Genomic DNA, 19,324 nt, shown 5'->3' with positions numbered 1-19,324 from the left:
GCACATGCAAAACGTATTTCAAGGACGCAGTTTATTAGCCGAAAAAGACTTCACAAAAGAAGAGTTGATGTATTTCATCGATTTTGCCGCACACTTGAAGGATATGAAAAAAAGAGGCATCCCACACCGGTACTTGGCAGGAAAAAATATCGCCTTGTTGTTCGAGAAATCGTCGACACGAACCCGGGCCGCATTCACGGTCGCGGCGGTCGATTTGGGGGCACATCCTGAATACCTCGGAAAAGATGACATTCAGCTGGGTAAAAAAGAATCGGTGGAAGATACCGCAAAAGTGTTGGGACGCATGTTTGACGGGATTGAATTCCGCGGATTCAAACAAGAAAACGTGGAGCTGTTGGCCGAACACTCCGGAGTCCCGGTGTGGAACGGTTTGACGGATAAATGGCACCCGACCCAGATGCTGGCGGATTATCTGACCGTCAAAGAACACCTGGGGACATTGGAAGGCGTGACACTGGCTTATGCCGGAGACGGACGCAATAATGTCGCCAACAGCCTGTTGGTTACGGGAGCCATCTTGGGTGTCAATGTACACATCGTCTCCCCGAAATCGTTGTTCCCTGAAGAGGAACTGGTGAAAATGGCCCAATCCTTCGCCGAAACTTCCGGCAGCAGCATTTTGATTACGGATGACGTGGACGAAGGAGTCAAAGGAGCAGACGTCTTATATACAGACGTATGGGTGTCGATGGGTGAAGAAGACAAATTCGCCGAGCGGATTGCGTTGTTGAAGGATTACCAAGTCAACATGGATATGATTCAAAAGACTGGAAAAGAAGAAGTCATCTTCCTCCACTGTTTGCCAGCTTTTCATGACACCGAAACCGCTTATGGAAAAGAGATGGAAGAAAAGCACGGATTGAAAGAAATGGAAGTCACAGATGAAGTATTCCGGAGCAAGCATGCGCGTCATTTCGACCAGGCAGAAAACCGGATGCACACCATCAAAGCCGTTATGGCTGCAACATTGGGCAATTTATTTATCCCGCATGTGTAAAGAGACGGGAGATGAACAGCTGACCAGGACGCGTCTTGGTCAGCCTTTTGAGAAAAGCGAGTGGAGGGAAAGAAATGACGGACAGAAAAATAGTGGTGGCTCTTGGCGGGAATGCGATTTTGACAGATGATCCGTCTGCCCAAGCCCAACAAAAAGCATTGGAACGGACAGCAGGGTATTTAGCGAAGTTTGTGGAAAATGGAGACAACATCATCGTCACCCATGGAAACGGTCCGCAAGTCGGGAACTTGTTGTTGCAGCAGGAAGCAGCCAACAGCGAAAAAAATCCCGCAATGCCGCTGGATACGTGTGTGGCAATGACGCAGGGAAGTATCGGTTACTGGCTGCAGGCGGCCTTGGCCAAAGCGTTGAAAGAGAAAGGGTTGGAAAAAGAAGTTGCTTCAGTGGTCACCCAAGTGGTGGTGAGCGAATCAGATCCGGCTTTTAAAAATCCAACCAAACCAATCGGACCGTTTTTAACGCAAGACGAAGCGGAACAGGAGATGCGGAAAACCGGAGCAGTCTTTAAAGAGGATGCCGGAAGAGGATGGAGAAAAGTCGTCCCGTCTCCCAAACCAGTCACTATCCGAGAACATAAAGTGATTCAAACGTTGGTGGATAACAATATCATTCCGATTACTGTAGGAGGCGGCGGCATTCCAGTCATCGAGCAGGGCGGCATGTATACAGGTGTGGAAGCGGTCATCGACAAAGACTTCGCCTCTGAAACACTGGCGGACTTGCTTCATGCGGATGCCTTGGTCATTCTGACAGGTGTGGACAACGTGATGGTTCACTACCAGCAACTGAATGAAAAGAAATTGGAGAAGGTTTCTGTTTCTGAAATGAAGCGTTATGTGGCGGAAAACCAGTTCGCTGCCGGCAGCATGCTGCCGAAAGTAGAAGCAGCGATTCAATTCCTGGAAAAAAATCCAAAAGCGAAAGCCATTATCACATCGTTGGAAAACATTCCGGCCGCAATCGCTGAAAACGGAGGAACAATCATCACTGGTGACTGAGGAGGTAAAAGCATAAAAGGAGAGTTTTGCAGAATTTTTTGATAATCTGATAAAAATGAATGGAGGAAAAAGAGAATGGAGACAAGTGAAAACGTAAAGAAAAAACGCTTTTCGATGCCGTCTTCTTTCACAGTACTCTTTCTGATTATTGTATTCATGGCGATATTGACTTGGTTTATTCCAGCGGGATCCTACGAGGTGGATGAAGCTGGAAATATCCTTGCCGGAAGTTTTCATTATGTAGACCAGCAGCCACAAGGTATATGGGATATATTTATGGCTCCTGTAAAAGGGATGATCGGAACAGAAGGCACACCGGGCGCCATCGAGGTCTCATTATTTATCTTAGTTGTAGGTGGATTCTTAGGAGTTGTCAACCGAACAGGTGCGCTCGATACGGCTATCGCTCAAGTCGTTTCCGCCAACAGAGGCAGAGAAAAATTGTTGATTCCGATATTGATGTTGATTTTCGCTTTGGGCGGCACCACTTACGGGATGGCAGAAGAAACGCTGGCGTTTTACCCGCTGATTATTCCAGTTATGGTCGCGGTGGGATTTGATGTGCTGGTGGCTGTGGCCATCGTCCTGCTGGGGGCTGGAGTGGGCGTTCTGGCTTCGACGGTCAACCCATTTGCAACAGGGGTGGCTTCACAGGCATTGGGAATCAGTCCCGGAGAAGGGATTGTCTGGCGCTTGATTTTCTTCGTCGTCATGTATGCCCTTGCCACTTTGTACGTCTACCGTTACGCTACCAAAGTAGAAAAAGACCCATCAAAATCCTTGGTCGCGGAAGATTATGAAAAAAACAAAGAAAAATTCAAAGTTGAAAACCAAACGGAGAAAATGGATGGACGGCAAAAAGTGGTCATCCTACTCTTCGCCTTGTCGTTCCTGATTATGGTTTTGGGATTGGTTCCGTGGTCGTCGTTAAATGAGAATTGGACATTTTTTGAGAGTGTGAACCAAGGATTGATGAACCTTCCTGTTGTGGGGACCGTATTGGGGCAGCAACTCGTGCCGCTCGGCGAATGGTACTTCATGGAAATCACCATGCTGTTTTTCTTGATGGCCGTCATCATCGGACTCGTCTACCGGCTGCCGGAAGGAGAGATAGTTTCCAGTTTCTTGGACGGCGCCAAAGACTTGCTCAGCGTTGCATTCGTGGTGGCTGTTGCCCGTGGGATTCAAGTGATCATGAACGAAGGGATGATTACTGCTACCATCTTGAACTTTGGAGAACAAAACCTCGCTGAACTTTCACCGGTCTTGTTCTCGATCTTAACGTACATTTTCTACATTCCCATGTCTTTCTTGATTCCATCTACATCTGGACTGGCCGCAGCTACCATGGGGATCATGGGACCGCTCGGCACGTTTGCCGGTGTGGCGGAACACGTCGTGATCACTGCCTACCAGGCAGCGAGTGGCATTGTCAACTTGATTACTCCGACTTCCGGAGTCGTGATGGGGGCGTTGGCCATCGCCGGTATCAACCTGACGACTTGGTGGAGATTCACAGCGAAGTTGATAGCAATCATCTTTGTCGTCACATGTATTCTATTGGGGATGGCGGCTGTATTTGGATAAAAGAAAGAAAAAGCGTTGCTCTGCAGGTACCCGCAGAGCAACGCTTTTTTTAGTGTGTGTACTCATTGAAGTAATCGGGTTCGTTAAACAAGAGACGTTTGTGTACATATCGAATCTTTTCTGATTTTCTAAGCTGTTGGATGATTTGTCCGGTCGTTTCTCGGGAAGCGCCGCTTAATGCTGCAATTTCATTGATAGTGATCGGATACGGGACCTCGATTTCGCCATTTTTTTCGTCACCAAGTTCCGTCATCAAAAAGCTCAACGATTGAATAACCCGGGTATGGGCACTGGAAACTACCAAAAATTGGATACGTCGTTCTTGTTCTTTCAATATATGGCTCAATTCTTTGTAATACTTCAATAATTGGGAAGGATTTTTGGAAAGGATATCTTCAAAAAGAGGGAACGGAAGCGCATACAATTCGACGTTTGTTAAAGCAGACGCCGTGTAGTGATACATGTCTCCGCTGAAGATCTCTCCATATGGAAACAACCTTCCTTTTTTTACATAATCGACATACAAAAAGTCTCCGGAAATGTCGTAGCGTTCCAACCGGACCAGGCCGCTTTCGAGATAGAAGAGGGTTTGCTTAGGGTCTTCTTCATAGAATAAAATCTGTCCTTTCCCATACTTCCTGAAACGTGTGTACTCTATCAAGGACTGAAATTCTTGGTCGGTGAAGCCGGTGAATTCTTTTTTGTGGCGCAGTGGATGTGTGGATAAATCAGTCAATGTGGAACACCTCCTACATGTTCAGTATACCATACAGGGAAACCAGCGATGCCAATAAAAATGGAATGGAAACAACCAAAAAAGTCCCTTTTGTGTGAAAAGGGACGGACGGTTTATTCAACGACCAACACACTGTTGGTGAACAAATCTGTTTGGCTGCGGTAAACGGGGGACGCATGCTTCAAGTTGCCTTCAAAGACAATGTTTCCCTCCGCCTGCAAAAAAGTTTGCGGCCGCACCAAATTCGGTGAAACACCCAAATCCAGGATGCCGCTGTTATGTAAAAGATAGTAAACGAATTCGGAACAGACAAAACGGTTTTCTCTGCAAACCGGTCGTTCGTGCAGATGGTCAATCAGACCTAAATAATTGTACTTATATTTTTCCGGATGGGTGAGAAACTCACTTAACAACTCCCAAGCTTTGTCGTACTGCTCTTGAGTGACCGCAAGTTCGATGACCGCACCCGGCAAATGATCTATCCCTTTGTAAATCCCTGTATCGAATGCTTCTTTTTTAAATCGTCCATAAAAGGGATTGTGCGGATATTTTCTCCCAAAACTGTACATGGTGCGCAACTCTCTATCAAAGGAGATGGCGGCATGCGTATAGGTATCTTTTGTCACAAAATAAATTAAATCCGACACGACCGTCCGCGGCCGCGACAAGACTATGTAGACAGATGTTTTTTCCATGTTCTCCTCCAAATGAATCATGATTGGTTGTCCGATTGATATCTCCCCCACAACACTTTCCATCGAACGTGGTTTCATTATACAACTTTTAAAGGCAAATGAAATCAGACTAAGGGATTATTATTGGAGGGGTGAAGGCGGGGCAAAAAAACAGCGCTCTTTCAATAGGTTTGAAAGGGCGCTGTTTCAATCAAAATCGATTTAGATGGTCAATTGGATCGAATCATTGTAGAACGAACGATAAGTCATATAACTGGCAATGAAAGAAGAGATGGCGGTCACCGCAATCAACATGAACATCACCACAATTTGGTAGCGGATGGCTTCGGTGGGGTCGACGCCGGCAAACATCAATCCCGACATCATTCCCGGAAGACTGACGAGTCCCACAGTTTTGGTGCGGTCAATGGACGGCGCCATACCGGTTTTGATGCTCTCGCGGACAATCGTCATGGACGCCTGTTTTTTATCCGCACCCAGAGCCAATTTCTCCAATACTTGCTGGCGGCGGTCCCGGAACTGCGTGTGCAAGGTGCGGTACACCACTCCGATGGTGGTCATCGCATTGCTGGCGATCATCCCGGTGATTGGGACAATTTGAGAAGGCGTCCAGTCGATGGCGCCTGAAAAGACCAAAATCCCCAACGCCAATGCGGTTCCCACACCGATGGAGGTAATGGAGATTGTGAACGATTGATCGATGCCTTCGCTGCGCTTGTGGGCATTGAATGAGGCATTGAACACAATGAATAAGACCATGATTAAGGTGACAAGGGTGTTGTCGATTTGGAAAACGAAACTCAGAACGTATCCGATAATGAATAACTGAATAACTGCGCGGACTCCTGCAACCAGGATGTCGTTTCCAAGTCCCAATTTTTCTTTGTAATCAATCAAAATGGCCATCACCAGCAGCAGCGTTGAAAGAAGCAGCGATAAATTACTGATTTCTAAGCTCTCCGTCATTTGATTCCCTCCATTTCGCCTGCTTTGAGTTGGATGATGCGGTGAGAAGCATCAATTTCTTCTTGGTTGTGTGTGACCCACAAAACGGTGATGCGCTCTTCGCGGTTCAAACGTTGAATAAAGGAACGGATGATGTCGCGGTTTTCTTTATCAAGTGAACTCGTCACTTCATCCATTAACAGTACTTTCGGCGGATACATCAAGTTCCGGATCAATGCCACCCGTTGTTTCTCCCCGCCAGAAAGTTCATGAACCGGTTTATCCAAATAATTTTCCGGGAGCTGAACGGTCTGCAGTCCGCGTCTGGCCCGCTCTTCATCAAACGGTTCTTCCCGAATTTCTGCGGGAAAAGCCAGGTTGTCGCGGACCGTTTCATCGAACAGCACGGCGTTTTGGAAAAAGTATGAGACTTCCTTCCGGTAATCGGTGGGGTTGAATTCGGTAATCGGTTTATTTTGATACCGGATGACACCGGAAGTGGGAGTCAGCAAGTACCCGATTAATTTCAATAAGGTACTTTTTCCACCGCCGGAAGGCCCCGTAAAGGTGATGATTTCTCCTTCTTCCGCCTCAAACGTGATGCCGTTCAATATTTTTCGACCATTTGCTTCAAAACCAACATTTTCCAATGACAATATCGGCTGAGCCATGCATTTCCCTCCTTTTTCAATCTTATTTATTATAACAGAATTTGGTAAAAGGGGGAAAGCATATGTAAAGAAGGGGAGGAGGTCCAAATATACCGGCTGGATAAAGAAAATTTGGACAAAAAACAGGGGATTGGCCCAAATTACTCTCTTTTATAGGAATGATTTGGGTCGAACAGGTGGAAACAGGACAAATCGTGAAAGCGGGCAGGCGATATTTGGACACCTACAGACAGAAAAAGAAGCCAGGAGACACGTTCCCGGCTTCTTTGCTGTTTATCTGAGGTTGTCGCTGTTGTCTTCGGCGCGTTTCCACACAATGTAGGAAGAGGTCGCGTTGGACGTGATGGTGATGCGGTCGCCGTCCATTTGGATAATGCGATCCTGCACTTGTCCGAGACGGTTGGGAATCATGCTGACTTCCATGTGATGGTAGAGCGTTTGGTTTTCCTCGTCCACTTCAAAACGTCCGGAGTAGGCGTGGTAAGCGTGAGCGGCCTGCGCCATCAATTGAGCGGACATGTAACCGTCGGGAGTGTACATAAGGAACCCGGTGGCGTCTTTTCCTAATGGGTAGAACCGTTCGCCGTCCTTATTTTCCCGTGAGTATTCCAAAAGGGTCCACGTGCCGATGACTTTTTCACGAAATGATTGTCCCAAAGTAATCCTCCTAGTTGATTTCGGCCCCACTTGTCCGCAAAAAGGAACTCAAGGACAAGTGGGGCCGTTTTCTAACCTGCGCTCACTTGTCCATAGAACATTCGTTTACGGACAAGTGGTCAACGTCTTTCTTAAAAATGCTTTTTGTACCACTCACCGGCCGCATCCACTTCGGAAACGGTCAGTTGGTGACCGTAGTTTTCCCAGTGGAGGTCAACAGTGGCACCGGCTTCTGACAACAAAGCCTTCAGTTCTTCAGACTCTTTCGCCGGGCAAATCGGGTCGTTGGTTCCGGCACCGATGAAGACAGGGGTTCCGGTCAAGTCCGGCAAGTCAATGCCGCGTCTTGGGACCATCGGGTGGTGCAGAATGGCCCCGGCCAGCGCATCTTGATAATGAAACAGCAGGCTGCCGGCAATATTGGCGCCATTGGAGTACCCCAATGCCAAGACATTGCGGCGGTCGAATGCGTATTCTTCAGCCGCTTCATCGAGGAAGTCGTTCAACTCTTTCGTGCGGAAGATCAAGTCTTCTTCATCAAACACGCCTTCTGCAAGACGGCGGAAGAAGCGGGGCATGCCGTTTTCGCTGATGTTTCCACGCACGCTTAAAATATTGGCTCCAGGAGCAACGCGCTCAGCCAGAGGAAGCAAATCGCGTTCTGTGCCGCCTGTTCCATGCAAAAGCAGCAATGTTGGTTTTGTCTGGTCGGAACCTTTTTCAAAAATGTGTTTCATTGTTAGTCTCCTTTCAACTCTACTTAATCGAGTTCTCTTACTTCAAACGGAATCAAGCCGTCGGTCAATCGTTCACGGTGTTGTTCGTATTGTTCCGGTAATTTCAATTCTTGTCCTAGTGTCTCATAAGATTCGTCGTGTTCAAAGCCGGGTGTATCGGAAGCAATCTCAAACAAGATGTCGCCGTATTCTCTATAGTAAATAGCCTTGAAATAATTGCGGTCTTTAACTTCCGTTACGCCGTAGCCGTCGTTGTGGACGTGTTCCTGCCAATCCAAGTGGTCGGCTTCATCTTTGGCGCGCCAAGCGATGTGGTGTACCGTGCCGACACCCATGGCTCCGCGTGGCATCGCTGTTTTCTTGACGTCCACGATGTTTGCGATGTCTGCGGAACTTTTCAAGCGGATGTAGATGCCTTCTTCCGCCACTTTTTCCAATCCCATGGTTTCTGTCAGCGTTTGGACAGTCGATTCTGGCTGGGTGGAGTACAATACGGCGCCGGCAAATCCTTTGACCGCCACTTCCGGTGTCACATCGCCGAAAGTCCATTGATTCAACTCGCCGCCTTCGCGTTCCACCAATTCCAATTGCAAACCGTGGGTATCTTCAAATCGCAGATAGGTTTCGCCGAACCGCTCTGTTTTTTCAAACGGTACATTGAACTTCTCGAGACGTTTTTCCCAGAAAGAAAGGGCACCGGTTGGCACCGCGTAAGAAGTCACGCCGACTTGTCCGCCTCCGATTCGTCCTCTGCGCGCGTTTGCCCACGGGAAGAAGGTGATGATCGTTCCCGGTTTGGCGCTGTCGTTCCCGAAGTACAAGTGATAAGTGCCTGGATCGTCAAAATTGACGGTTTGTTTGACGAGACGCAGACCTAAAAGTCCTCCATAGAAATCAACGTTTTCTTGCGGATGCCCGACGATGGCTGTGATGTGATGGATACCTGATGTGTGTTTCATGTGTACGCTCCTTTTGTAGTTGTATATAGTTCCATTTAATAAATCTCGAATTAGTAATAAGTGGTATCTTTATATTACATGCTTGCTTACTTTAAGTCAATAAAAAAGTCATTGATGAAAAATCATCAATGACTTTTTACGTTTAAACCGTTTCTTTTTTAACATTTGCATTTGCTTTTACAATGTGTTTTGCATAGAACTTATCAATGATGACAGCCAGTGCGTTGTCGCCTGAAACGTTGGCTGCTGTCCCGAAACTGTCCTGGGTGATATACAAAGTGATCAACAAGTTCCCCAATGTGCCGGTCGGGTCAATCCCAACGATCGGCATGAACGGCAGAGCACTCATGATGGCCCCGCCTGGAGCACCTGGAGCAGCCACCATGGCGATGCCCAATGTCGCAACGAAACCAGACATCAAACCGAAACTGTACGGCATGTCAAACATCAACAAGACCGCTGTCACACAAGACGTCACCGTTACGATGCTTCCCAATAAATGAATGGTAGCGCTCAAGGGAATAACAAAGTCACGAATTTCTTCAGACACCCCGTTTTTCTTTGCACATTCCAAGTTAACAGGAATGGTCGCTGCAGAAGACTGGGTCCCCAAAGCCGTCAAATAACCTGGAATTTGATTTTTCAGCATGGTCAAAGGACTCTTCCGTGCATAAATCCCTGCGATAATAAACACTAGCAAAACCAAAATCAACTGCATGGCAAGCACAACAATAAAGACGCGCCAGAAAACAGATAGAATGGAGAAGACAGTTCCTGTATAACTTAAGTTGATGAAGTTCCCAAAAATGTAAAAAGGCAACAGCGGAATAATCAAAGTGTTCAAAATTTTCGTGATGATGGCGCTAAATTCCGTGAAAAATCCGTACATGACTTCGCCGCGTCCTTCGCTGCGCAACCAGGAGATGAAGACCCCAAACAAAAACGCAAAAACAATGGCGGAGGTCACATCCAACAATGGTTCCAATGGGATGGTGAACAAAGGCTCCAACGCTGCTATTTCTTCTTGGACATTTTCTGTGATGGATGCATCAATGAACAACGGGAAAAGATTGCTGGAAACAAAGTATGCAATGAAACCACCGATCAATGTAGAAGAGTAAGCGAGCAAAAGATTGATGCCCAACAGTTTACCTGCGCCTTGCGTCAAATCAGAAATCCCTTTAATAACGTATCCGATAATCATCAACGGGATGATAAAAGACAACAAGCTGGAAAATAAACTGGATGCAGTAATAAAAATCTGAAAAATAACTTCTGGAATAAAGGTTAATTGGCCGACCAAAATACCTAAAATAATTGCGAGAATCAACTTGGGAACGAGTCCCATGTGTGCTTTTTTCAGCTTTGCCACCATGAAATTTCCTCCTTAATAAATAATATCTTTGGCTTGATACGATAGAATATTCTTAACCAATCTTGTGGATAATGACCCCATTATACATGATTAGATTTTAAATAGAAATAGGAAAACGATTACTAATAATTATTTTTTGTGCAACCGCCTTCATTTTTCGATTTTGTCTTTTAGGTGGAAGAGAATGAAATTTTCATGAAATAGACATATAATCACCTGCTGAATTATGGTAAAATTGAAAAAATAAAAAGCAAGAGACGCTTTTAAATTGTTCGATATGTAGTAGCCACATGCATCTGTTCATATTAATATAAAGCGATCGACTGAAATTCACCAACAATACACCAGCGAAAGCGAGAAATTTGATGAAAGTAAGCCGACCGAAAAACCCCATAATAAACAAAACACAACTGACGGAACAAGTGAAGCACTTTATTTTTGTTGGAGTTGCCTTGTATTTTATTGTTTTAGCGTTCGTGTTTAATTCGCCGCAAGAAATCTTACATGGCCAGATTAAAATACTTGTCTCCCCGGCCAACCTGTTGACCGATTATTTTGCGTTGACGAACATCGGAGCCGCGTTGTTTAATTCCGGGTTGATGATCCTGCATGCATTGGCGATCATCCGACTGGTACGTGCCATAATCAACGGTCCCGTCATTGCCGCGATTTTGACAGTTGCCGGTTTTTCCTTGTTTGGAAAAAATTTGTATAACTCCATGCCGATTGTGCTTGGAGCACTTCTATACGCGAAAGTGACCCGCGTCCCTACGGAAAAGACGCTTTTGGCGGCTTTATTCGGCACTGCGTTAGGGCCTTTAGTGAGCGAAGTGTCGTTTAACATTGGACTGTCCCTCCCAGTGGGAATCCTTGCGGGGTGGGTAGCCGGAATGGTGGCTGGATTTCTTATCCCGCCACTTGCAGCCAGTTTTGTGAAGTTCACAAAAGGGTTCAGTTTATATAATGTCGGGTTCACCAGCGGCATTATAGGAACGGTTTTTGTTTCGTTTCTGCGGGGAGTGGGCGTCACGATTGAACCGATCAACGTTCTTTCTTCCGGCAACAACATCCCGTTTGAGCTTTTCCTTTCCGTATTGTTTATCTTCCTGTTCTTAATGGGATATGTGTTGAATGGCATGAGTATCAAAGGGTATAAGAACATGTTGGAGGAAACGGGTCAATTATCTGCAGATTTTGTGGATCTCTTTGGATTTGGCGTCACGTTGATGAACGTAAGTTTATTGGGATTATTGGGCACCGCCTATCCTGTGTTGTTGGTCGGAGATTTGAATGGTCCGGTAATTGGAGGTATCTTCACGTTAGCCGGATTCGGAGCCTTTGGAAAACATCCGAAAAATGTCCTGCCTGTGCTGGCGGGTGTCACATTGATGGGGTTAATCGGTTCCTACGACCTCACCTCGACCTCTGTGATTATTGCCGGACTTTTCGGCACAACGATTGCGCCGATATCGGGTCATTATGGACCGGTAGTGGGCATGTTGGCAGGTGCACTGCATTTGTCTGTTGTGATGAATACCAGTTTCCTGCACGGCGGAGTCAACTTGTACAACAATGGATTCGCCGGCGGGCTGGTGGCGGCTTCGTTGGTGCCGTTGCTGGAGGCGATTGACTATCACAAAGAAGCCTACAAAAAATGGCACGAACCTGTCGATCCGGCGGAAGAAATCGAAATCGAAGAAGAACTATAATCAAACAAAAAAGAAGCTGTCTCCGAAAAGGGGGACAGCTTCTTTTTTGTTTGTTGATTTAATATTTCTTAACGGAAGCATCATAGATGGAAGAGACGGCACTTCTGAGAGACTCGTCAAACTCGCCTTCTGATTGCCCGTACGAGACATCTTCCACCAATGCGCGGGAGAAACTGGCGATGATGCCGTTGTTGTTCTTCAATTTTTCATTGGCTTCATCACGGGAATAACCGCCGGAAAGTGCCACGACACGGACGACATTCGGATGTGCGACCAATTCTTCGTAAGTGCCTGCAACCGATGGGATGGTCACTTTCAACATCACATGGTCATTCTCGCCTAACTGGTTCAACTGATTGAGAAGTTCTTCTTTGAGGATATTTTCTGCATCTTCTTTTTCTTCGCTGTAGATGTCGACTTCCGGTTCAACAATCGGAACCAATCCGGCATCTATAATTTGACGTGCCCATTCGAACTGTTGCTTGACCACTTCTTTGATGCCGTCGCGGTTCGCTTTGTGGATGACGGAACGCATTTTCGTTCCGAAAATGTTGCGTTCGTTGGCCCGTTCCAACAGCTTATCCAGCTCTGGGAAAGGTTTCATCAACTGTACGCCGTTTTCTTCTTCAGCCAACCCTTTGTCCACTTTGACGAAAGGCACGATGCCTTTTTCTTCCCACAAATAGTCGCCGGTTTTTTTACCTTCGATGTCGCGATCCATCGTTTGTTCGAAGAGAATGGCGCCCAGGATGAAGTCGGAACTAAACGCTGGAGAAGTGATGATACGCGTACGCATTTCATGGACCATGTCAAACATCTCATCTTCATTGGAATAGGCATCTTCGCCAACTCCGTATTCAGCTAGTGCTTTTGGTGTACTGCCGCCGCTTTGATCCAAAGCTGCGATAAATCCTGACCCTTTTCTGATATGCTCCAATTGCTTTTCATTCATCAGATGGTTCACTCCTTTGAAAATTTGAATGGTTTCCTTCCGCATTTCTGCGTTGGAAAAATTCTTTCATTCTTACCATAACACAAACTAAAAAATGGGAGAAACAAAGTGAATCCGTCAGGGAAGAGCAAAGCAAGGGTGGTGTCGTCTTTCCTCATTCATGCTAAAATAAAGCAAACTGCGATTGAGAAAGGACTCGACGTCATGAACCCATTTGCAAGACTGCTTTTAAAACTGATTGCCTCGTCGGATATCGATATCCGGCAGGACTATGAGCGGGTCCGGAAGCTTCGCCGTCTCACGTCCCGAATCGCACGACCGGTGAAAAAAATGTATTCGGTGATGGACTCGCAAATTTTTTCGGAGGATTATTCTCATGAAATTCCAGTGCGTATTTTTCATCCCAAGAAGCTCCGGCACGAGGAAGCGATCTTGTTTTTTCACGGCGGCGGTTGGGTGACAGGAGACATTGAAACCTACACCAGTGCCTGTATCCATATGGCAGATGCGTTGGGTAGAAAAGTGTACTCAGTGGATTACCGTCTGGCGCCGGAGAATCCTTACCCGGCCGGATTGGATGATTGCATGCGAGTGGCCGAAGTAGTGATGGAAAACTTATCGATGACAGGAGTGAAGTCGCCTTCTGACTGGGTGTTGATGGGAGATTCTTCCGGAGCCAACTTGGCCGCGGCCGTTTCATTGCGGTTGCGGGATGAGGGGAAAAGGGTGCCTGCGCAACAAATTCTGTTGTACCCAGTGACCCATTGGGACCACACCGCAGCCTCACCTTTCGAAACGGTCCGCACAAAAGGGCGGGATTATGGCTTGACGGCCCAACGAATTCAAGATTACATGGAAATGTACCAACCGGAATTGGGAGAACGGAAAAACGCCTATGTGGCTCCATTGATGGCGAAGGATTTTGCCAATCAACCGCGTACGTTGATTGTCACTGCTGAACACGACTTGTTGCGGGATGAAGGGGAGGCTTACGGAAAAGAACTGGAACAAGCCGGGAATGAGGTGCAGATTCACCGGGTCGCGGAAAGCGCGCATGGGTTTATCACGCTGCCGCCTTTTACCAAGCCTGTGAAAGAAACATTTAGAGTAATCAATGATTTTTTGAAAGAAGGTCCTGCTGCTGATGAGAAGGAGTTTGAGAGAAGGTGAAAAGATGCCGGAAAAGAATAGGTGGGTGCGTTTGGACAATGCGTCCAATATCTTTTTGGCTGCCCGTAATGACACCGATACAAAAGTATTCCGGTTGAGCGCACGGGTGGCGGGACCGGTGAAACCGGCTGTGTTGCAAAAAGCGCTGGACAAGACGTTTGAACAATACGTGTTGTACCACAGTGTGCTGCGCCGGGGCATCTTCTGGTATTACTTGGAACAAAGTGAATTGAAACCGAAAGTCCAGCTGGAAACAGCCCCTCCGTGTGCGCAAATTTATCACTACGATCGCCGGGAGCTGCTGTTTCGAGTGTTGTATCATGCAGACCGGATACATCTGGAAGTGTTTCATGCATTATCAGACGGAACGGGCGCGATGGGCTTTTTCCAGGATTTATTAACGGAATACCTTTCGCTCCGTTACCCTGAGGTTTATGGAAACGTGGATTCATTGGATTCTGAACGCCTGCAGAAACAGATGGAAGACAGTTTTGCCCATTATTTCCGCAAGACCCGACAGTTGAACTTCGCTGAAGCCGCGCAGTCGTCGCTTCAGACCGTCACGAAAGTAGGGAAAAAAGCGGCCCATTGGTTCAAAAGTACGTACAGTCCGGTTCCGGTGGGACGGAAGAAAAATGTGTACCGCGTCCGCGGGGAAAAAACACCGGACAACCGCATGCATGCCATTGAACTGGAGATGCCGGTGAAAGAAGTACTGGCGTTATCCCGCAAAGAGAAGGTTTCCTTAACCATTTATTTGACCGCACTGTTTGTGGAAGCGACCCAGCAGACAGCTCCGCCTTCTGCAACGCCGCGTACCATCACCGTTTCGGTTCCAGTCAACTTACGACAATTCTTCCCGTCCCGTACGTCACGCAACTTTTTCAGCACCACCCATTTGGCTTACACTTACGGCGAAAAAAAGGATACTTTATCACATGTCTGCCAGACCTTTCAGGACCAGCTTCAGCGGCAAATCAGTCCAGACAGCTTGGAAACACGGTTGAACCGATTGATTTCATACGAATTGAACCCGTTGGCGCGGATTGTCATCCGGCCGTTGAAAGATGTGCTGTTGAAGGTAATCAATTATTTCAACAACCGCAACACGTCGTTGGCGATGTCCAATTTAGGGCGGGTGGAACTGCCGCAGCCGGTGGATGGATACGTTGAGCAGGTTTATTTTCAAACAGCTGCGGTCCGGCCGCAGTTTTGCATGATCAGTCATGGGGAACATTTGACGGTCACCTTTACGTCCCCGTTTGTAGAAACAGCGATTCAACAACGTTTCGTGCGTATGCTGACTGAACGAGGCGTTTCGGTCACGGTTGCTGCCAACAAAGTAACCGAAGAAGAACTGGAGGGAAAACGATGAAGCAATGTTCTGTTTGCCGGGTGCAAGTGAAAGGGAAGTGGGAGACATGCCCACTCTGCCGCGCAGCGCTCAACAGACAAGAAAAAGAGGGGAGCCGTGACCCTTATCCAGAAGTGCCGCTGCGTTTCAACAAACAGCGGGTCACGAGGTGGCTGATGCTTATTTCCTTGCTTATTCTCGCAGTATATTTCGTAGTCGACTTTTTTTTCTTGGCCCAAGCCGGCATCTGGCGTCTGGTTCTCTTCGGCATCATGAGCATGTGGCTGGTGATGCTGGTGATTTTGCGAAAAAAACGCAACATTGCCAAGGGGATTGTCTACTTGCTCGTTTCTTTGTCTTTGTTGATGTTGTACTTGGATCATTCGCAAGGACAGATGGACTGGTCGGTTTCTTACGCGATTCCCATCATCTGCAGTGCCTCGCTGGCGGCCATGTTTATCGCTTTGAAAGTGGTACGCTTGAGCGTAGGCGATTATGTGTTGTATTTGTTGCTGGCGACTTTGATGGGATTTGTGCCGGCCATCTTTTTGGGGATAGGTTGGGCAGAAAATGCCTTGCCGTCACTGATTTCCATTAGCATGAGTTGTGCGATGCTGGTGTACGTGCTGCTTCGTCATGGCAGAGAAATTCAAAACCAGCTGATTAAACGGTTGGATGTGTGAAACTGCCAAGTTAAAAAAATACAAAAGAGAGCCCTTTGGGTTGTGAAGGAAAGGTAATACCCAGTAAAATGAAAGCGGAACAACCGTTGCGACACAACTAAAAAAGGAGGATCAGTATGGCTCGGCGGACAGTCAAAGACAAGAAACCCTTGAACAGTTTGAAGCTGCCTTTGAAGAAGTTGGATGAACAAGTCATCGTCCTTACCGGTTCAACCAGCGGCATCGGTTTGGTCACTGCGCGTATGGCGGCCAAGACAGGCGCCAAATTGTGATTTCCGGTCGGGATGAAGACGCATTGCGTACATTGGCGGAAGAACTGTCATCTCAAGGAGCTCAAGTGGTGTATGTCAAAGCAGATGTCTCCAAAGAAGAAGACGTCAATCGTTTGGCCCAAAAAGCAATCGACGCATTTGGTGGTTTTGATACGTGGATCAATAACGCCGCAGCAGCGGTATACGGCCATGTGACGGATATTCCTATTGAGGTCGCCCGAAAATTGTTTGACATTAATTATCGAGGTGTCGTTTACGGGTCGTTGGCCGCAGTTCGTCATTTCAAAGAAAAAGACAGTCCTGGCGCGCTGATTAATGTAGGCAGTGTCGCCGGCAACCGCGCATTTCCTCTTCAAGGAACGTATTCGTCATCCAAATTTGCCGCCCACAGTTTCACGGATGCTTTGCGGATGGAAGTGGAGAAAGACCAGCTTCCGGTTGTTGTCCCGCAAATCCATCCCGCCCGCGTGGACACACCCTATACGGACCACGCCGCCAGTTACATTGACAAAGCCCCTACACACGATGCCATGATGTCCCCGCCGGAAAGTGTAGCGGAAGCCATCTTGTACGCTGCCGAAAAACCGCAACGAGACATTTATGTCGGTGGGCAGGCGAAGATGCTTTCCTTGATGGGAACTTTGATGCCCCGCGTCACGGAACGGTACATGGAACATTCTGTTTACCCCACTAATTACGATGCTTACCGTGAAGCCGAGTCTCCTGATATGAGCACCTTGCAAGGGAAAGGTGAAGAACTGCGGGAGAGAGGCACAAACAAGGGATGGACCCGAAAAGGGAGTTGGATGGTTAAAATGAAAAAACATCCTCTTTTAACAACATGTGCCATTGCATTTGGAGTCGGATTTTTATTGTTGTGGATTGGAATGGCAATATTTGAAGATCCGAACAAAAAAACGTAAGCGGAAAAAAGCGATGCTTAAACACCGCAGGAACGTCATGATGATGAAGCACCCGAAAAAAACAGTTGCGGTGAAACACCCTAAAATGGCGCTTAAAATGGCGGAAAAACACAGTATGTAACCACTTAATAAGATTGGATGCAGGTCACAACCAGTGGCCTGCATTTTTTGTGCTCAGAAAATAGATTGTTAAAAAATGTTCAAACATAAACTGAGGATAAATGCCGAAAATATAAGAGGGAGTAGTTTCAATATACTTTTTTATCAGTAATAAGGAAAAGTTTGTTGAATTTTGAACAGCTGTCGATTATGATGAACCTAATAAGAAAAAAGACGGAAAAAGTGAAGAGGTGCGGATGTGAAAGAAATCAATTTGAACAACACGGTCTTCCAATTGATCCAAGAATACCCGGAACTCAAACCGGTTTTGGTGGATTTAGGCTTTACTCCACTTCAGGATGATAGGATGCTGCAAACAGTCGGCCGTATGATGCCGCTTAATAAAGGTGCCCGGCAAGTCGGCCTCAGCCAAGAAGACTTGGTCCAATCTTTGACGCAGCACGGTTTTGAAGTGAAGGAGTAAAAAGATGGCTCAGCAACAGAAAAGTCAGCGTACGATTGAAACAGAAAAGCGTCAGGAAAAGCTGAAAGAACTGATTCTCCGGCTACACGAAGGAGAAGACCAAGACGTCATAAAAAAAGAATTCGCCGAGCATTTTTCCAATGTCAGTGCCTTTGAGATTGCGGTGATGGAACGCCGGTTGATGGCGCAGGAAGGCATCGAAGCGGAAGAAATCATGCGCCTGTGCAACATTCACGCCTCGTTGTTCACTGGAGCGGTCGAAAAACCAGAGAACATCTCAAAAGAGATGGAAAAGCAGGGCCATCCTGTTCAAGTATTGAAACAGGAAAATTTGGCCATTGAAAGTGCGTTGGAACGCATCGAACGGGTGCTGGCAGCCTACATGGAAGAGCCGGAAGCTGATTTGAAATCCGGCTTGTTGAAGCAGTTGGCTATCTTATGGCAATTTGACATCCATTACGAGCGGAAAGAAAATTCCATGTTTCCCATTATGGAACGGTACGGCATCCTGGCCCCTCCCAAAGTGATGTGGGGAGTGGACGACAACATCCGAATGCTGTTCAAAGAATTCAAACAACTTGTGGAAGAAGACGAGATGGATAAACTGCTGGATGCATTTGCGGAATTGAAGTATGAGTTGGAAGAAATGATCGTGAAAGAAGAAGAAATTCTAATTCCCATGGTGACCGATGCATTTAATGAAGACGACTGGATTGCCATCGCCGAGGAATCTGAAGAGATGGGCTACTGCATCGTCAAGCCGGAAGCGAAATGGGTACCGGAGCGGAAAGTGTTTGAAGAAACCGGGGCCAGTGTCCCATCTGACGCCAAGCTCAACTTTGGAACCGGTCATTTGACGTTTACGGAACTCGAGAAAATCATGAATTTGCTGCCGCTGGAAATATCTTTCATCGACGCGAACGACACCTTCGTTTATTTCAATAACAACAGCCAGAAGAAAATTTTCCCCCGCACAAAAAATGCGCTCGGCCGACAAGTGCAAAATTGCCACCCGCCGAAAAGTGTGGATAAAGTCATGGCGCTCCTGAATGCTTTCAAAACCGGCACCAAGGATGCTGAAACCCTGTGGTTCCGTGCTAAAGGCAAGTTCTTGATGGTAACCTACAAAGCGGTACGGGATGATAAAGGAACCTATCTGGGCACATTAGAGTATGTCCAAGACATCGGTCCAATCATGGAGCTGGAAGGTGAAAACAAAACCATCAGTGAGTAAAGAAAGTCCCCTTAAAGTGAAGGGGGCTTTTTTGTGTCAACAAAT

At 47.0% G+C, this 19,324-nt stretch carries 20 protein-coding genes; 11 read left to right on the top strand and 9 right to left on the bottom strand.

Translation table 11 applies throughout. The features are described 5' to 3' along the window. Window positions 1-4: 4 nt before the first annotated feature. From argF to G470_RS0100975, 3 genes are all read left to right on the top strand, one after another. Window positions 5-1,018, top strand: a complete 1,014-nt coding sequence (gene argF / locus G470_RS0100985; RefSeq protein WP_028273195.1) for an ornithine carbamoyltransferase — start codon at window positions 5-7, stop codon at window positions 1,016-1,018. 74 nt (window positions 1,019-1,092) lie between these two features. Then, window positions 1,093-2,037 carry a carbamate kinase gene (gene arcC, locus G470_RS0100980; protein ID WP_028273194.1) on the top strand — a complete coding sequence of 315 codons (945 nt, stop codon included), beginning with the start codon at window positions 1,093-1,095 and terminating at the stop codon, window positions 2,035-2,037. A 75-nt stretch (window positions 2,038-2,112) separates the two neighbouring features. Next, window positions 2,113-3,624, top strand: coding sequence for a YfcC family protein (locus tag G470_RS0100975; protein ID WP_028273193.1), 1,512 nt, complete (start codon window positions 2,113-2,115; stop codon window positions 3,622-3,624). 49 nt (window positions 3,625-3,673) lie between these two features. On the opposite strand, the gene G470_RS0100970 is transcribed toward G470_RS0100975, so the two are convergent. The 8 genes from G470_RS0100970 to G470_RS0100930 all read right to left on the bottom strand — a co-directional run bounded on the left by G470_RS0100970 (window position 3,674) and on the right by G470_RS0100930 (window position 10,399). Continuing rightward, window positions 3,674-4,360, bottom strand: a complete 687-nt coding sequence (locus G470_RS0100970) for a Crp/Fnr family transcriptional regulator (RefSeq protein WP_028273192.1) — start codon at window positions 4,358-4,360, stop codon at window positions 3,674-3,676. A gap of 113 nt (window positions 4,361-4,473) precedes the next feature. After that, window positions 4,474-5,055, bottom strand: coding sequence for a hypothetical protein (locus G470_RS0100965; RefSeq protein ID WP_035444805.1), 582 nt, complete (start codon window positions 5,053-5,055; stop codon window positions 4,474-4,476). Between the two features lie 201 nt (window positions 5,056-5,256). Continuing rightward, the gene (locus tag G470_RS0100960) at window positions 5,257-6,021 is read right to left on the bottom strand and encodes an ABC transporter permease (RefSeq protein ID WP_028273190.1); all 765 of its coding nucleotides are present in this window, start codon (window positions 6,019-6,021) and stop codon (window positions 5,257-5,259) included. Continuing rightward, window positions 6,018-6,671 (bottom strand): ABC transporter ATP-binding protein, encoded by a 654-nt coding sequence (locus G470_RS0100955; RefSeq protein ID WP_028273189.1) that lies wholly within the window; start codon window positions 6,669-6,671, stop codon window positions 6,018-6,020. The genes G470_RS0100960 and G470_RS0100955 overlap by 4 nt, the downstream gene beginning before the upstream one ends. A 273-nt stretch (window positions 6,672-6,944) precedes the next feature. Then, window positions 6,945-7,328: a lipocalin-like domain-containing protein gene (locus G470_RS0100945; protein ID WP_028273188.1), complete on the bottom strand. Its 384-nt coding sequence runs from the start codon at window positions 7,326-7,328 to the stop codon at window positions 6,945-6,947. Between the two features lie 131 nt (window positions 7,329-7,459). After that, window positions 7,460-8,065: an alpha/beta hydrolase gene (locus tag G470_RS0100940; RefSeq protein ID WP_028273187.1), complete on the bottom strand. Its 606-nt coding sequence runs from the start codon at window positions 8,063-8,065 to the stop codon at window positions 7,460-7,462. Window positions 8,066-8,088: 23 nt separating this feature from the next. Then, window positions 8,089-9,024: a ring-cleaving dioxygenase gene (locus tag G470_RS0100935; protein WP_028273186.1), complete on the bottom strand. Its 936-nt coding sequence runs from the start codon at window positions 9,022-9,024 to the stop codon at window positions 8,089-8,091. Between the two features lie 142 nt (window positions 9,025-9,166). After that, on the bottom strand, window positions 9,167-10,399 hold the full coding sequence (locus G470_RS0100930; protein ID WP_035444794.1) for a dicarboxylate/amino acid:cation symporter: 1,233 nt from the start codon (window positions 10,397-10,399) through the stop codon (window positions 9,167-9,169). 365 nt (window positions 10,400-10,764) lie between these two features. Here G470_RS0100930 and G470_RS0100925 point away from each other — a divergent pair, with 365 nt between their 5' ends. Then, a complete protein-coding gene (locus G470_RS0100925) occupies window positions 10,765-12,108 on the top strand; it encodes a DUF1576 domain-containing protein (protein WP_035444793.1) in 1,344 nt (447 codons plus the stop codon). Window positions 12,109-12,166: 58 nt separating this feature from the next. Here the strand turns inward: G470_RS0100925 and G470_RS0100920 are convergent, their stop codons facing one another. Next, window positions 12,167-13,060 (bottom strand): fructose bisphosphate aldolase, encoded by an 894-nt coding sequence (locus tag G470_RS0100920; protein WP_028273183.1) that lies wholly within the window; start codon window positions 13,058-13,060, stop codon window positions 12,167-12,169. Window positions 13,061-13,264: 204 nt separating this feature from the next. On the opposite strand from G470_RS0100920, the gene G470_RS0100915 reads away from it, so the two are divergent. The 7 genes from G470_RS0100915 (at window position 13,265) to G470_RS0100885 (ending at window position 19,279) form a co-directional block, all read left to right on the top strand. Beyond that, window positions 13,265-14,230 (top strand): alpha/beta hydrolase, encoded by a 966-nt coding sequence (locus tag G470_RS0100915; protein ID WP_028273182.1) that lies wholly within the window; start codon window positions 13,265-13,267, stop codon window positions 14,228-14,230. Window positions 14,231-14,234: 4 nt separating this feature from the next. Beyond that, window positions 14,235-15,605 (top strand): alcohol acetyltransferase, encoded by a 1,371-nt coding sequence (locus tag G470_RS0100910; RefSeq protein ID WP_028273181.1) that lies wholly within the window; start codon window positions 14,235-14,237, stop codon window positions 15,603-15,605. Beyond that, the gene (locus G470_RS0100905; protein ID WP_028273180.1) at window positions 15,602-16,267 is read left to right on the top strand and encodes a DUF6320 domain-containing protein; all 666 of its coding nucleotides are present in this window, start codon (window positions 15,602-15,604) and stop codon (window positions 16,265-16,267) included. Before G470_RS0100910 ends, G470_RS0100905 begins: the two co-directional genes overlap by 4 nt. Before the next feature lie 116 nt (window positions 16,268-16,383). Continuing rightward, window positions 16,384-16,539 carry a hypothetical protein gene (locus G470_RS14635; protein WP_205617862.1) on the top strand — a complete coding sequence of 52 codons (156 nt, stop codon included), beginning with the start codon at window positions 16,384-16,386 and terminating at the stop codon, window positions 16,537-16,539. Next, on the top strand, window positions 16,536-17,462 hold the full coding sequence (locus tag G470_RS12280) for an SDR family oxidoreductase (protein ID WP_205617861.1): 927 nt from the start codon (window positions 16,536-16,538) through the stop codon (window positions 17,460-17,462). Before G470_RS14635 ends, G470_RS12280 begins: the two co-directional genes overlap by 4 nt. A gap of 358 nt (window positions 17,463-17,820) precedes the next feature. Continuing rightward, window positions 17,821-18,045, top strand: coding sequence for a DUF1858 domain-containing protein (locus G470_RS0100890; protein WP_028273179.1), 225 nt, complete (start codon window positions 17,821-17,823; stop codon window positions 18,043-18,045). Between the two features lie 4 nt (window positions 18,046-18,049). Beyond that, window positions 18,050-19,279, top strand: a complete 1,230-nt coding sequence (locus G470_RS0100885; protein WP_051258342.1) for a DUF438 domain-containing protein — start codon at window positions 18,050-18,052, stop codon at window positions 19,277-19,279. Window positions 19,280-19,324 lie beyond the last annotated feature (45 nt).

The sequence above is a fragment of the Atopococcus tabaci DSM 17538 genome (assembly GCF_000429585.1).
GTDB classification, from domain to species: domain Bacteria; phylum Bacillota; class Bacilli; order Lactobacillales; family Carnobacteriaceae_A; genus Atopococcus; species Atopococcus tabaci.
The sequence above is the reverse complement of the archived record's forward strand: the minus strand, read 5'-3'. Positions and strand labels throughout refer to the sequence as shown.

What these genes read in the sequence shown, in the direction of transcription:
- argF (WP_028273195.1), top strand. Translation starts at nt 5, where the DNA reads ATGCAAAACGTATTTCAAGGACGCAGTTTATTAGCCGAAAAAGACTTC.
- arcC (WP_028273194.1), top strand. Translation starts at nt 1,093, where the DNA reads ATGACGGACAGAAAAATAGTGGTGGCTCTTGGCGGGAATGCGATTTTG.
- G470_RS0100975 (WP_028273193.1), top strand. Translation starts at nt 2,113, where the DNA reads ATGGAGACAAGTGAAAACGTAAAGAAAAAACGCTTTTCGATGCCGTCT.
- G470_RS0100965 (WP_035444805.1), bottom strand. Translation starts at nt 5,055, where the DNA reads ATGGAAAAAACATCTGTCTACATAGTCTTGTCGCGGCCGCGGACGGTC.
- G470_RS0100960 (WP_028273190.1), bottom strand. Translation starts at nt 6,021, where the DNA reads ATGACGGAGAGCTTAGAAATCAGTAATTTATCGCTGCTTCTTTCAACG.
- G470_RS0100955 (WP_028273189.1), bottom strand. Translation starts at nt 6,671, where the DNA reads ATGGCTCAGCCGATATTGTCATTGGAAAATGTTGGTTTTGAAGCAAAT.
- G470_RS0100940 (WP_028273187.1), bottom strand. Translation starts at nt 8,065, where the DNA reads ATGAAACACATTTTTGAAAAAGGTTCCGACCAGACAAAACCAACATTG.
- G470_RS0100935 (WP_028273186.1), bottom strand. Translation starts at nt 9,024, where the DNA reads ATGAAACACACATCAGGTATCCATCACATCACAGCCATCGTCGGGCAT.
- G470_RS0100930 (WP_035444794.1), bottom strand. Translation starts at nt 10,399, where the DNA reads ATGGTGGCAAAGCTGAAAAAAGCACACATGGGACTCGTTCCCAAGTTG.
- G470_RS0100925 (WP_035444793.1), top strand. Translation starts at nt 10,765, where the DNA reads ATGAAAGTAAGCCGACCGAAAAACCCCATAATAAACAAAACACAACTG.
- G470_RS0100920 (WP_028273183.1), bottom strand. Translation starts at nt 13,060, where the DNA reads ATGAATGAAAAGCAATTGGAGCATATCAGAAAAGGGTCAGGATTTATC.
- G470_RS0100915 (WP_028273182.1), top strand. Translation starts at nt 13,265, where the DNA reads ATGAACCCATTTGCAAGACTGCTTTTAAAACTGATTGCCTCGTCGGAT.
- G470_RS0100910 (WP_028273181.1), top strand. Translation starts at nt 14,235, where the DNA reads ATGCCGGAAAAGAATAGGTGGGTGCGTTTGGACAATGCGTCCAATATC.
- G470_RS0100905 (WP_028273180.1), top strand. Translation starts at nt 15,602, where the DNA reads ATGAAGCAATGTTCTGTTTGCCGGGTGCAAGTGAAAGGGAAGTGGGAG.
- G470_RS14635 (WP_205617862.1), top strand. Translation starts at nt 16,384, where the DNA reads ATGGCTCGGCGGACAGTCAAAGACAAGAAACCCTTGAACAGTTTGAAG.
- G470_RS0100885 (WP_051258342.1), top strand. Translation starts at nt 18,050, where the DNA reads ATGGCTCAGCAACAGAAAAGTCAGCGTACGATTGAAACAGAAAAGCGT.